Origin of the sequence: Paraburkholderia sp. RL17-347-BIC-D (assembly GCF_046027915.1) — a bacterium.
In the GTDB taxonomy this organism is placed as follows: domain Bacteria; phylum Pseudomonadota; class Gammaproteobacteria; order Burkholderiales; family Burkholderiaceae; genus Paraburkholderia.
Genome location: NZ_JARESS010000031.1, coordinates 64,554 through 76,924 on the forward strand (window position 1 = coordinate 64,554; position 12,371 = coordinate 76,924).

Below are 12,371 nucleotides of genomic sequence, written 5' to 3' on the forward strand. Positions count from 1 at the left end.
CCGGCTCCATGATGCGGCCGCAGCGACGCCGGGGGGACGATGCATTCTGCCCTGTATGGTGGATCAGGAAGTACCCCAGGTTCTGCAAAAAACATTAGCTGGCGCCACATGAGTCCCTTGACATTTGACTCGGCGACTTATAATTTATCAAATAATAAACAAGGAGATGGAAATGGTACATCGTTACGACGCAAACAAATTCACTCTGGACCACGTGCGTAGCACCGCCGAGCGCTGCAGGAATTGGGGTAAGTGGGGCCCCGACGATGAAATTGGAACCCTCAACTACGTCGCGGAAGAGGACATTCAGGCCGCTGCGAAGCTTGTTCGCAAAGGCAGGGTGTTCTCCCTCGGTTTGAACTTCGATCGCGACGGTCCCCAGAAGGGGCACTGGGGCAATCGCTTTAATCCGATCCACACGATGCTCGCCACCGGGACCGACGCGGTTGCCGGAAACCAGGACGCTGGCGGCCTTAGATATGCGGATGACGCCGTGTCGCTGCCACTGCAGTGCGGCACACAGTGGGACGCCCTTAGTCACATCTTTTTTGACGACAAGATGTGGAACGGCTACGACGCACGACTTGTGGATAGCGATGGCGCTCAGAAGAACGGAATCGAGAAGACGAAAGCGAAGATGGTAGGTCGCGGCGTGTTGCTCGACGTCGCGCGCCATCTTGGTGTCCATTCGCTGCAGGACGGCGATGCGATCTCAATCGAGGATCTCGAGGCGACTCAGCGAGCTCAGGGTGTGACCGTACGTCGAGGCGACTTTGTGATCGTGCGGACTGGTCATATGGAGCGTTGTCTTCACGAGGGGGACTGGGGTGGATACGCCGGTGGTTCAGCTCCTGGTCTCGCCTTCGAGACGGCGAACTGGGTGCACGACAAACAGATCGCGGCAATCTGCACTGACACATGGGGATGTGAAGTACGCCCGAATGAAACCGACGACTGCACGCAGCCGTGGCATTGGGTCGTGATCCCGATGATTGGGATCAGCATGGGGGAGATTTTCTACGTCAAGGAACTCGCGGAGGACTGCGCGAAAGATGGCGTGTACGAGTTCATGTTCACCGCGCCGCCATTGCCGATTACAAAAGCAGTTGGCTCGCCTCTCAATCCGCTCGCCATCAAGTAGTTCCTTGAACGGTACATCGGAAGAGCAAGATGCGGAAGATACCTCCACGGGAACAATGATGCGGTCGCAGAAATCGTCTTCGGACCTTGATGGCCTGGCGGCTCTCGTGACGGGAGCCGGAAGAGGGCTCGGTGCAGAGATCGCGGGCGCTCTCGCACAACGTGGCGCCAAGGTCTACGCACTAAGTCGCAGTGCGAACGAACTTGACGAGGTAGTCAGGAAAATCCACGACGCCGGCGGTCAGGCCTCCGCACTCGTATGCGATGTCACAGATGTCGATGCGTTTGCTGCGGTGGTCGACCGCATGGATCGGCTGGACGTCCTGGTGAACAACGCGGGAACGAATTTCCCGACCGAATTCGTTGACGTTACTTTGGAGCAGCTCGATACCATGCTGATGCTCAACGTGCGGTCAATGTTTACGGTAGCGCAGACATGTGCTCGCAAGATGATTGCGAGCAGCACAGACAGAGGATCGATTATCAACATGTCGTCTCAGATGGGGCATGTGGGTGCGATCCGTCGGTCGGTGTACTGCATGACGAAGCATGCGATCGAGGGGCTTACCAAGGCCATGGCGTTGGAGCTCGCCGCGTACCGTATCTGCGTTAACACGGTAGCGCCAACATTCGTCGAGACTCCAATGACGAAATCTTTTTTCGAGGACGCCAGGTTTCATAGCTGGGTCATGGAGCGATTGCCGATGGGGCGGCTGTTGCAGGCGGAGGATGTCGCCGCGGCCGTTTGTTACCTGGCGTCGCCCGCTGCAGCGATGGTGACAGGAACAAGTCTGAGGATAGACGGAGGCTGGACTGCGCAGTGACGGAAGCAGCAGGTGGCGCGCTGCATGCCGTAACCGCTAGCAGTGACGTTATCGCTACACAGACTAAATTACAGATGGAGACAGCTCATGCAACCTTTCACGCAGCGGCGGGACTTGCTGAATCTATACGCGAGTTCGCGACCCACAAAGCGCTACTTCGGCGCGTTCTCCGTGTTTTGCCTCGGCTTTACACTCGACTTCTTTGACTTTTATCTCGTCGGCTTCCTGCTCGCTGTTCTCGGTCCAGGATGGCACCTGACCTACGGAGAATCGTCGCTGATTCTCCTTAGCGCTGGGGCCGGCGCGATCGTGGGTTCGCTATTCAGCGGCTCTCTGGCGGATGCGTTTGGCCGAAAGCGCGTGTTGTTGATCAGTACAACGATCTGCGGGTTCGGTGCAGGCGCAGTTGCATTCTTACCGGAAGGGGCGTGGCTGGGGTTCGCTGCGTTGCGCTTTCTCGTCGGCTGCGGGCTTGCAGGCGCGGCGACGACACAGACGGTTCTGCTCGTCGAGCACACACCCGCGAGCTATCGCACGCGGTTGACGGGTTTTCCGTTCATCGCCGCTTCTGTCGGATCGCTGATTGCCTCGATTTCCGCCGCGACCCTTCTGCACGCATTCGGCTGGCGAGGCGTTGCAGCCCTAGGTTTTGCACCGCTACTCGTGACGTTGTTTGCTGCGCTGTATGTCCCCGAATCAGGACAGTGGCTAATCAGCAAAGGGCGGCTTGGCGAGGCACGCAACGTATTCGCGCTCTTGCTCGGCATGGATGCCGATGACCTACCCACGATGACTACAGCAACGAGCGTTACAAATGCGCCTGCGCCCAATGGGCGGATCAGCGAGCTATTGCTGTTTCCTGGTCGCACACTACTGGTGATTGTGACGTGGGCCGCACTGAGTACGGCTGGCTACGGAGTCTATCTCTGGGGGCCAACGATCGTCGCGTTGCTGCTAAAGATATCGCCTTCAGAAGCTGCAAGATACTTCATCGTCGTAGCGCTCGCGGGAATTGCCGGCCGGCTGCTTCTTTCCTTGCTACCTATGTGGATCACGCGTAGGAGGGTTTGCGCGATCTTCGGCTTTGGCATCGCGGTCTCGCTTGGTGTCGCCGGGCTGGGTGCCCAGCAAACCGTCGCGGGATTCCCGCTGTTTGTGGCCATGGTTGCGGTTGGTGCTCTATTTTTCGACGGTGGCTGGTGCGTGATCGGCCCTTATTCGGCGGAAATATTCCCCACGCGGCTTGCAGCCCGCGCCATCGGAGTAGGCCAGGCCGCGAACGGCATCGGCAAGATTCTCGGTCCGTTGTGCCTCGCTGTTATTGCGGGAACGGGCAACGTCATCACACCGCGCGCAACAACAGATGCGGTTCTTCCCGCGTTTCTGTTTCTTGCGGGTTGTGGCCTTCTGATCGGCATTCTGTTTGCCGTGCTGGCTCCCGCTGACGCTTCTGAACGAGGCGAAACCGGCATTGAACCGCTATCAGATACACCAGGACAAGCGGTCAACCGTATCGCCCATTGAAGACGGTCGAGATAGAGGGACTGCCCCGCCCGCGACCCCAGGATTAACCTGAAAGAGGAAGAAACGAAATGACTTCAACGAGACTTGAGCCCGACGATGCGCCGGCTGACGAATCACGGGCGCTGAGGACCGAGACCCGGCTGGGTATGATTATCGAATGGGATGTGCCGATCAGAACGAGTGATGGCGTTGTGCTGAGGGCGGACATTTTCCGGCCTGCCAAAGAGGGTCGATTTCCAGTCCTGATGTCTCACGGACCCTATGGAAAGCTGTTGCATTTCGAAGACGGCTACAAGACGGCGTGGGACCGCATGGTGGACGAACATCCCGACGTGGCAGCTGGCTCCTCCAACGCGTATCAGAGCTGGGAGGTAGCGGACCCGGAGAAATGGGTGCCGCACGATTACATCTGCATCCGCGTCGACAGCCGCGGCGCGGGTCGCTCGCCGGGCTACCTTGAGACCTGGTCGGCTCAGGAGATCAAGGACTTCGCGCGTTGCATCGACTGGGCAGGTGTTCAACCCTGGTGTAATGGAAAGGTCGGATTAAGCGGTATCTCGTACTATGCAAACAATCAGTGGCAGGTTGCTGCGGAAAAGCCGAAGCACCTCGCTGCGATCTGTATCTGGGAAGGCTTTCAGGATTACTACCGGGAGATGTTTTTCCACGGTGGAATCTACTGCACGTTCGCTCAGAACTGGTACGACATGCAGGTGAAGACCGTACAACACGGCCTCGGCAAGCGCGGTTATCGTAGCCGGTTGAATGGCGAATGGGTGTCGGGCCCCGCGACGCTGACCGAGGAGGAACTCGGTAGCAACAGATTCGACATGTGGGACGAAATCATCAAGCATCCATTGATCGACGAATTTCACACGTGCCGCACGCCCGACTGGAACGATATCGAAGTGCCTGTGCTGTCGGCTGCCAATTGGGGCGGCCAGGGGCTCCACCCGCGTGGCAATTTTGAGGGTTACATGCTCGCCGCCTCGAAGCAGAAGTGGCTCGAGGTTCACGGTATCGAGCACTGGACGCACTACTACACCGATTACGGCATCGCCATCCAGAAGCGTTTTTTCGATTACTTCCTGAAGGGTGAGAGCAACGGCTGGGATCAGGAACCGAAGGTACGCTTACAGGTTCGCCACCCGGGGGAGAGATTCGTCGAGCGCTTCGAGGAGAACTGGCCGATCCCGCACACGCAGTGGACTCGTTACCACCTTCACGCTGACGGTCACGTGCTGGATACCGTGCAGCAGCAACAAGTTGCGAGACTGCCGTTCGACGCGCTGGGTGACGGCCTTACGTTTGTTACGCCACCGGTCGAGCAGGAGGTGGAGGTGACCGGGCCTATCGCAGCGCGACTTCATGTATCGTCTACGACAAAGGACGCGGATCTGTTTCTGGTCTTGCGTGTATTTTCTGCCGACTTCAATGAGGTGGTATTCGTCGGGGCCTTGGACCCTCACACGCCGATCGCACAGGGGTGGCTGCGCGCGTCCCACCGGAAGCTCGACCAGGATAAATCGCTGCCTTTCCGGCCGTATCACACTCACGATGAGATCCAACCACTCACGCCTGGCCAGATCTACGAACTCGATATTGAGCTCTGGCCGACGTCAATCGTTGTGCCGCCGGGAGCGCGCATCGCCCTGAGCGTGCGCGGCAAGGATTACGTCTACCCAGGCGGGAGCGGTGGCAAGTTGTCGAACATGAAGAATGAGTTCACCGGCTGTGGCCCGTTTCTCCACGACGATCCTCGTGACCGGCCTGCCGACGTGTTCGGTGGTACAACGACACTGCACCTGGGCGGCGGACGTGAAAACTACGTGCTCTTGCCGATAGTGCCAAAGGTGAAATAGCAGATCCGCCTTGTTCGGCACGCTCGCGCGGTCTGTCTTACCGGTCTTTGGTCCGGTGTGACGGACCGCGCGACCCCACAGTGTTACCGAGCATACTAAGAGATTGGCAAAGCGTTGCAGCATCGCGATTCATGCGGTGTCGGGAGTCTTCACCGGATGGCAACCAGATCCGTGTTGTTCGTCCCAGGCTTCTCGTGGTTGAGGCCGACGCAGTGCGCACGCCTCGTTCCGAGCGATCAGCAAAACTTTAACGAGCGAAGCTCTGGAGGCAGAGATGCGATGCACGCTCGCGCAGTTATATGTCGAGGTCAAGACGGCCAGGAAGGCTGTACGCTTGCGGCGCCGAGAGAGTCGACGCATGATAGACGCTGAGTCGGCCGAAAACTTTAACCGGCATTTGGAGCGTTGCCGGGAGGTGGCATCGGACATAACGATCTTCCCTTGGCCGGAGCCAGTTATTGTGGCTGATGTTCCCCTGCACGACGGGCGGGCGGATGTCACCTATGCCGAGATACAGATGCACTACGATCAGCTGCTGGGTATCCTTTCGGTGGCAATGGCCGGCCCTCTATTGGCAATGGCATAGAGTGGTCGCGCGGATGTTCGGCGCCGGACACAATACACCGCTTCGTCAGAACGTTGGGAGAGGGAAGCCGCGCCGTGGGCGGTGTTCGCAGCTTCGCCGCAGGCAATCCGCGTGTCATACCGGCAGCGTTCACGCGGTGATGACCGAGAAGGGTGACGCTTGTCGACGCTCCAGGTGCAAGGACGGCGGCCGGCTAGATGGCGCATTTTGCATTGTCGTCGAACTGCTCATCGGTAGTGAAGGTACGTTATGGCACGCGGTGTACGGAGCCACCCGCGAGTCGCTCCGCACTCGTTGCCGCAACTGGGCGGTCTGAAAGTTTTTCAGACCGCAGCGCCGCCGTATGGCACCTCCTTGTGTCCGTAGCGGCGCACCCGCAGATTAGCCTGTTCGCCATGCCCGGCGAACCCCTCCAGCGCGCACAGGCGGGAACAGTATTCACCGATCAGGGCAGACGCTTCGTCGGTGATAACTTTCTGATACGTGCAGGTCTTCAGGAATTTGCCCACCCAAAGCCCACCGGTATAGCGCGCCGCCTTCTTCGTGGGTAGCGTATGGTTCGTGCCGATGGCCTTGTCGCCGAACGCAACGTTTGTGCGCGGGCCGAGAAAGAGCGCACCGTAGTTGGTCATATTTTTCAGGAAATAATCAAGGTCGCTGGTCAACACCTGAACATGTTCGGAGGCGATGTCGTTGGCGATCTTGACCATCTCCTCGTCGCTGTCCGCAACAATGACTTCGCCGTATTTATCCCACGACTTGCGGGCAATTTCGGCGGTCGGGAGGATCTTAAGCAGCCGCTCGATCTCCGTCAGCGTCTCACGCGCGAGCTTTTCGGAGGTTGTCAGTAATACGGCGGGTGAGTCCGGACCGTGTTCCGCCTGTCCGAGCAGATCAGTCGCGCACATCTCACCGTCAACCGATTCGTCCGCGATCACGAGCGTCTCTGTCGGACCCGCGAAGAGGTCGATGCCGACGCGACCGAAAAGCTGCCGCTTGGCTTCTGCGACGAAGGCGTTACCCGGTCCGACCAGAATGTCCACAGGTGCAATCTTCTCTGTGCCGATTGCCATGGCACCGATCGCCTGGATGCCTCCGAGGCAATAGATCTCGTTCGCACCTGCCATATGTTGTGCAGCGACGATGGCGGGAGCTGGCTTGCCGTGGAAGGGCGGCGCGCAGGTAATGATGCGTGGTACACCGGCAACACGAGCGGTGATTACCGACATGTGCGCGGAAGCCAGTAGTGGGTATTTGCCGCCCGGCACATAACATCCCGCGGCGTTGATTGGAATGTTCTTGTGCCCGAGGATTACGCCGGGAAGCGTTTCCACTTCGATGTCGCGGATCGATTCCCGTTGGTGTCGTGCGAAGTTTTCCACCTGCTTCTGCGCGAATTCGATGTCCGCGATGTCGCGTTTGGTCAATTGGGAAAGGCAATCGTCGATTTCACGCTGCGACAGCCGGTAATCCTCGCGATCCAGCTTGTCGAACCGGATCGATAGTTCGCGCACTGCCTCATCCCCACGCGTCTCGATGTCCGCGAGGGTTGCTTCCACGGTATCGCGTACTTCTTTCGCTGCAGACTTGATCACTTCGGCTTCTGCGCCGTGCTTGAGCCATTTGGCCATTTGGCGTTCTCCTTCATGTTTAATCTGTGGATTGCATTCGAATGCAACGTACGTTTGCATACGGATGCAAACGCACCATAAGGATAGGCCCGTCTCGGAAAAATTTCAAGTTATCAGTTGATAAGTGTAAGTTTGGTGTGAAACCGGACGCTGCTCATTGCGATGTGTCCGGGCGCTTCCGCGAGCGCCAGATCCAGTGGTCTGCGGACCGCACGACGCCGGTCTGTGGTATGCGCGCGGATCCACGCACGATCAATTCTCCGTCGATGATGTGCTGCACAGTGGGCGCCACTGCTGTGGAAAGCTGACGCTCCACAACCTGGACGACTCGCCGGACCATTAGATCAACGGGCTGCGAATAGGTGGTCAGCCCGAAGATGGGCCATCGCGCCATCTCAATGTCGTCGAACCCGACGATGGAAAGGTCGGTACCGACCTGGAGTCCGAATTCCGTGCGGGCAAGATTGATAGCCACAAGTGCCATGTAATCGTTGGCGCAGAAGATGGCGTCTGGAGGTGTTGCCGACGACAGCAGCGTGCGTACGGCCGACTCTGTGTCAGCAGTGGAATAGTTTCCGACCACGCGTTCAATACGACGGACCCTGCGTTCGGCCAGACCTTCCAGGAATCCGGCCTCCCGGTCCCGGCTGGTTGATGAATGTTCAAGTCCAGCGACGTACGCGAAACGCCGATGTTTACCGGCGAGCAGGAAGGCGGCAAGCTCCTTTGCCCCTCGCCGGTTATCGCCGGTAACACTGGAAACCGAATCGCTGTCGGTCTTGCGGTTTAGCATGACCACCGGAAGACCCAGTTGCAGGCACTCGTCCGCGAAATGGGATGAAAGGCTTGTCGATATGAGAACGAGCGCATCCACCCGGTACCGCAGTACCTCGTCAAGGAGCGGGTCGGAGCCCGCCATAGGATCGGAGGTGAATAGCAATACCCGGTAGCCGATTCTGGCAAAGGAGGCGGAAAGCGCGTCAAGGGCTGCCTGGTAGAAAGGGTTGGCGGTACTAGGTACCGCGACGCCAATGAGACTCGAGCGTCTGGTAATTAGCGAGCGGGCAACCAGGTTGGGACGATAGCCAAGCTGCTGTGCTGCATCCAGGACTTTTGCGCGCATGGTCGCCGACACGCTGGCACCAGGAGTAAAGACGCGAGATACCGCGGACTGGGACACGCCCGCGAGTTCAGCGACCTCATAGGCCGTAGCGGGGCGTCGTTCGGGTTCGACTTCCCTATTGACCGGACCGAGATTCATCAGTGCTTTTCCATTGAATCGTTGCTGTGTATCGCCGGCGTGCAGCGGCTCGGGATGCAGTAAACCCAGATCATATCCTGATGGGGAAACCCCTAGCCGGGGACGCTTGACTTCATGCATTTTGACATATAACTTATCATGTAATAAACAATGATAAGCGCTGTTTTCGGCCGGTGTTGTTCCTCGCCGATTTCCCGAGGCTGCGCAGTTTTTTCTCGAGCATGGATTCGCTGGCTCGGCCCGGGAGTTGGCGAGGCAGATTGGCGTGCCACAGCCGTTGCTGCTCCGGTATTTCGAGTCCTGGGAAGATCTGTTCGACGCGGTCTTTGACAAAGTCTTTTCAGGTCTATGGTGCGGTGAAATGGTCGAGCCTGGTCTGCGACCGTTCCCGTCCGTTGCGCGAGCGCTTGTTGGCCTTTACGACGTCTATCTGCCAGTGGTTTTCAACAGGCAATGGATGCGCCTGTACGTATTTGCTGGTCTTTCGGACACTCGCATCAACAGGCGTTATTTCCGGATCATAGAACAGCGGTTTTGCGACCGCTTTGCGTGGAGGTGCGGGCGGAATTCGGCATGATCGGAGCTGACGCACGTCCGATTACCAATGACGAGCTTGACCACATCTGGTCGTTCCACGTTTCGACGAATGCACCCAGCGGGAGACAGCGTCTCAAGCGGTGGCTTCCTTTCTTGAAGAAAAGGACTGCGGAGTACCGTCGACCAGCGGCCACAAGGGACATCAACATGCAGGCGGCAATGCAGGTGGATCGTCGAACACGGCCGCCTGAAACGCAATGGACGTGACGATTTTCCAGAGCATCGCGCGGGTCTGGGAAAAGTCACCCTCCGAGGAGCAAACAGAGCAGGAGGCGGAAATGAACTTTAACTGGGTCGCAATGCTTGGTGTATGGCGAAGAATCTCTGCAGGATGGCGTCGGTGGTTTGACGAGGCGATCCGGCTACGCGGCCAAGCGGAGGCAGTCTATTTTGTCGACGACTGAGACTGGAAATGGTCATCGGCGAGTAACGACCGTGGGCCTTTTTGAACAATATACCGTGCGGTGTGTGGCACACGGTGATAACGAACGTCGACGCATAGTGGGAGCCCGTGAAGAAGGTCTGCTATCGCCCAATACCGGGCCTACTGTGCACATTGTCGATATAATAGCTAAGGGCGCGGCGTCGACGGTGCACCGCGTGTGAGCTACTTGGTTTCAATGCAGCGGCTTGTTCGCCATGAACTGGCAGCGCAATCCGGATTACTGCCAGTAGCCGTGAAAGACGCACCCACGCCTATCGCGGACGTCGGTAGCCAGTTGACAACGTAGCAGGCGGCCAATGCCCAAGATCCAAGTCACGGGACAGCCCAAAATGGCAACGGACTTTCGAGAGGATGCAAGGTAACGTGAACGGCAGAGCGAAATCGACCCGCACCAGCGCTGTTGTCGCTGCGGTGCCAGAAAAGCGGCGCCGGCAATCGCCAGACGAGAGGCGGGCGCAGATAATCCGGGAGAGCATCAATTTCTTTTCCGAGCATGGCTTTGCTGGTTCGACCCATGACCTGGCGAAACAGATTGGAGTCACTCAGCCACTCATGTTTCGTTACTTCCAATCGAAAGATGATCTGATTGATGCGGTGTTCAACGCCGTGTTCACCCAACGTTGGGACAGTCAATGGCCCAAGCTGATCCGTGACCGGTCACTTCCGCTTCGGGAACGGCTTGTCCGATTTTATAACTCATACCTGAAGGTGGTCTTCAATCGAGATTGGATGAGACTTTATGTCTTCGCGGGTCTTTCGGGCGTGGAAATAAATCGCAGGTACTTTCGTATCCTTGAGCAGCGCATTCTGATGCCGCTGTGCGAGGAATTACGCGCGGAGTACAGGATGGCGTCTGGGGTCGACATTCCCATTACGGAAGACGAACTTGACTACGTATGGTCCTTTCACGGTGGGATTTTCTATCATGGAATTCGGCGTTGCGCCTTTGGCACGTCAACGGACCACGAGCTAAGCCAAACCGTTCTCGATGTAACAATTGACGCCTTCATCAACGCGGCTCCGCACGCGATCGGTCGGTTCACGGCCGAGGCTCACCGCTCCTGAGATTTTCCGCTTCGAGATAGTTGCTACAGCGCAGCCTCGCTGGAGGCTGATATTCCTGAACTCGCTCAGGTAAAGCACGTCTTTATCAAAGCGGCTGCTCGCGTGAAAAACCGCGCCGAGAATAGCCACCAACCAACCCGCAGGCGCGAGCGCCAGATGTGCGACTTTCGCGACGCGCGTCCCACGCAGGCGTTTCTCGCATGCTTCGGCCCGATCCGGCAGCACTTCGCGCTGCCCAGACATCAGATGAACGCGGATTGTCATCGCGCCATACTAAAAGAACGCATCGCCACATGGCAAGACAGGCCTGTCCCAACCGCAGCCAACCTAGTTATCTGATAAGGATAACTACTCTTGATTCAGACATGTAGCCTACGCTCGTCAACTTGACAGCGCCGTCGCGAGTGGGCTTGCGGCCGCATTCATTTACCCATGAACCTGATGATTTGCTCGGCGACTGCGCGAGGGGCTTCTTCGGGCATATAGTGCCCACAGCCAGCAAACACAGCACCCCGCACATCCACCGCGACTAAGCGCATCGTGTCCAGCAGCATTGCTCCGACTCCGCTCTCCGCGCCGACAGCGAGTACCGGCATGGCGAGCATGCGCTCGGCGCGGGCCCGAGTGTGCGCGATTCCTTCGGGCCCGAGATTGTGTCGTTGGTAGGAAAGCGCCGCCCGCGTCGCGCCAGGGGCGGCGTTGACGCGCACATATTCACCGAGATCCGCCGGCGTGATCGTCCAGGGACGAGTGGATTTGGCCCTGAACAGCCAAGTCAGTAACTCCCGCTCGCGTCCCTGCAGCAGGATCTCCGGCAGATCATCGAGCCGGTTGAAGGCCAGGTGCCAGGTCTTGACATTCGCCTCCGCCGAGGGAATGCCGGCCGGAGGCGGCGGGGTGATGCCGGGCAGCGCCGCGTCGAACACGGCGAGCCGCTTCACGTCGCCCGGCCATTCGGCCGCATAGGCATAGCCGATCCAGGTGCCAAGATCGTGACCGACGATGTCGACAGGCCCGTCGGCGGTCAGTTTCAGCGCCTCGACGAAACCATGAAGCTCGGCGGCCACGGTACGCATCTCGTAGCCAGAGGCGGGCCGATCGGAGTCTCCCATGCCGCGCGGGTCGAGCGCGATCACGCGTCGGCCGGCCTTGGCAAGCAGCGGCATCACATAACGCCATGCGTACCAGCTCTGCGGCCAGCCGGGCAGCAGCAGGATCGGCGCGCCGCGGCCGCCTTCGACGAAATGCAGCCGCACGCCCTTGATAACGACGGTATCGTGGTGGAACTGCGTCCAGAACGTCGCAGGGTCGAAGGGCGGCAACGTGTCCGCGGCGGAGGTTTGAACGACGTCATGCGACATGGTGTACTCCTGGTCGAGTCTGGGTGATCAGCGGTCGCGTCCAACCGCCTGGTGGGACTGGTTTCGCGGAGGTCG

Annotated in this window: 11 protein-coding genes and 1 pseudogene; 9 read left to right on the plus strand and 3 right to left on the minus strand. The window is 58.6% G+C overall.

The genetic code is table 11. From position 1 onward, the window contains the following. The first annotated feature begins 172 nt into the window (after positions 1–172). The 5 genes from P0D96_RS32030 (at position 173) to P0D96_RS32050 (ending at position 5,936) form a co-directional block, all read left to right on the plus strand. Complete coding sequence (locus P0D96_RS32030; RefSeq protein WP_408317485.1) at positions 173–1,141, plus strand: cyclase family protein; 969 nt, start codon at positions 173–175, stop codon at positions 1,139–1,141. Between the two features lie 4 nt (positions 1,142–1,145). Next, complete coding sequence (locus P0D96_RS32035) at positions 1,146–1,964, plus strand: SDR family NAD(P)-dependent oxidoreductase (RefSeq protein WP_408289226.1); 819 nt, start codon at positions 1,146–1,148, stop codon at positions 1,962–1,964. An 87-nt stretch (positions 1,965–2,051) separates the two neighbouring features. Then, positions 2,052–3,488 carry an MFS transporter gene (locus P0D96_RS32040; RefSeq protein WP_408179604.1) on the plus strand — a complete coding sequence of 479 codons (1,437 nt, stop codon included), beginning with the start codon at positions 2,052–2,054 and terminating at the stop codon, positions 3,486–3,488. A 68-nt stretch (positions 3,489–3,556) separates the two neighbouring features. Beyond that, on the plus strand, positions 3,557–5,350 hold the full coding sequence (locus tag P0D96_RS32045; RefSeq protein ID WP_408317487.1) for a CocE/NonD family hydrolase: 1,794 nt from the start codon (positions 3,557–3,559) through the stop codon (positions 5,348–5,350). A gap of 358 nt (positions 5,351–5,708) precedes the next feature. Continuing rightward, positions 5,709–5,936, plus strand: coding sequence for a hypothetical protein (locus P0D96_RS32050; protein WP_408317489.1), 228 nt, complete (start codon positions 5,709–5,711; stop codon positions 5,934–5,936). Positions 5,937–6,259: 323 nt separating this feature from the next. On the opposite strand, the gene hisD is transcribed toward P0D96_RS32050, so the two are convergent. Together hisD and P0D96_RS32060 are read right to left on the minus strand one after the other, a co-directional pair. After that, entirely contained in the window at positions 6,260–7,567 is a 1,308-nt protein-coding gene (hisD, locus tag P0D96_RS32055) for a histidinol dehydrogenase (RefSeq protein WP_408289218.1), read from the minus strand. 154 nt (positions 7,568–7,721) lie between these two features. Next, on the minus strand, positions 7,722–8,828 hold the full coding sequence (locus P0D96_RS32060; RefSeq protein WP_408179609.1) for a LacI family DNA-binding transcriptional regulator: 1,107 nt from the start codon (positions 8,826–8,828) through the stop codon (positions 7,722–7,724). Positions 8,829–8,988: 160 nt separating this feature from the next. Between P0D96_RS32060 and P0D96_RS32065 the strand changes: the two genes are divergently transcribed. From P0D96_RS32065 to P0D96_RS32080, 4 genes and pseudogenes are all read left to right on the plus strand, one after another. Beyond that, positions 8,989–9,405, plus strand: a complete 417-nt coding sequence (locus P0D96_RS32065) for a TetR/AcrR family transcriptional regulator (protein WP_408317530.1) — start codon at positions 8,989–8,991, stop codon at positions 9,403–9,405. Positions 9,406–9,622: 217 nt separating this feature from the next. After that, positions 9,623–9,829 (plus strand): hypothetical protein, encoded by a 207-nt coding sequence (locus P0D96_RS32070; RefSeq protein WP_408289211.1) that lies wholly within the window; start codon positions 9,623–9,625, stop codon positions 9,827–9,829. A gap of 392 nt (positions 9,830–10,221) precedes the next feature. Further along, a complete protein-coding gene (locus tag P0D96_RS32075; RefSeq protein WP_408179611.1) occupies positions 10,222–10,935 on the plus strand; it encodes a TetR/AcrR family transcriptional regulator in 714 nt (237 codons plus the stop codon). Between the two features lie 45 nt (positions 10,936–10,980). Next, positions 10,981–11,274: pseudogene (locus P0D96_RS32080) on the plus strand (IS6 family transposase); the annotation flags it as partial. An 83-nt stretch (positions 11,275–11,357) separates the two neighbouring features. Here the strand turns inward: P0D96_RS32080 and P0D96_RS32085 are convergent. Beyond that, a complete protein-coding gene (locus P0D96_RS32085; RefSeq protein WP_408179613.1) occupies positions 11,358–12,296 on the minus strand; it encodes an alpha/beta fold hydrolase in 939 nt (312 codons plus the stop codon). Between the last annotated feature and the right edge of the window lie 75 nt (positions 12,297–12,371).

Bases quoted from the DNA above. Each gene is read 5' to 3' on its own strand.
- P0D96_RS32045 (WP_408317487.1), top strand. From the start codon at position 3,557: ATGACTTCAACGAGACTTGAGCCCGACGATGCGCCGGCTGACGAATCA.
- P0D96_RS32070 (WP_408289211.1), top strand. From the start codon at position 9,623: ATGGACGTGACGATTTTCCAGAGCATCGCGCGGGTCTGGGAAAAGTCA.
- P0D96_RS32075 (WP_408179611.1), top strand. From the start codon at position 10,222: ATGCAAGGTAACGTGAACGGCAGAGCGAAATCGACCCGCACCAGCGCT.
- P0D96_RS32040 (WP_408179604.1), top strand. From the start codon at position 2,052: ATGCAACCTTTCACGCAGCGGCGGGACTTGCTGAATCTATACGCGAGT.
- hisD (WP_408289218.1), bottom strand. From the start codon at position 7,567: ATGGCCAAATGGCTCAAGCACGGCGCAGAAGCCGAAGTGATCAAGTCT.
- P0D96_RS32085 (WP_408179613.1), bottom strand. From the start codon at position 12,296: ATGTCGCATGACGTCGTTCAAACCTCCGCCGCGGACACGTTGCCGCCC.
- P0D96_RS32060 (WP_408179609.1), bottom strand. From the start codon at position 8,828: ATGAATCTCGGTCCGGTCAATAGGGAAGTCGAACCCGAACGACGCCCC.
- P0D96_RS32050 (WP_408317489.1), top strand. From the start codon at position 5,709: ATGATAGACGCTGAGTCGGCCGAAAACTTTAACCGGCATTTGGAGCGT.
- P0D96_RS32030 (WP_408317485.1), top strand. From the start codon at position 173: ATGGTACATCGTTACGACGCAAACAAATTCACTCTGGACCACGTGCGT.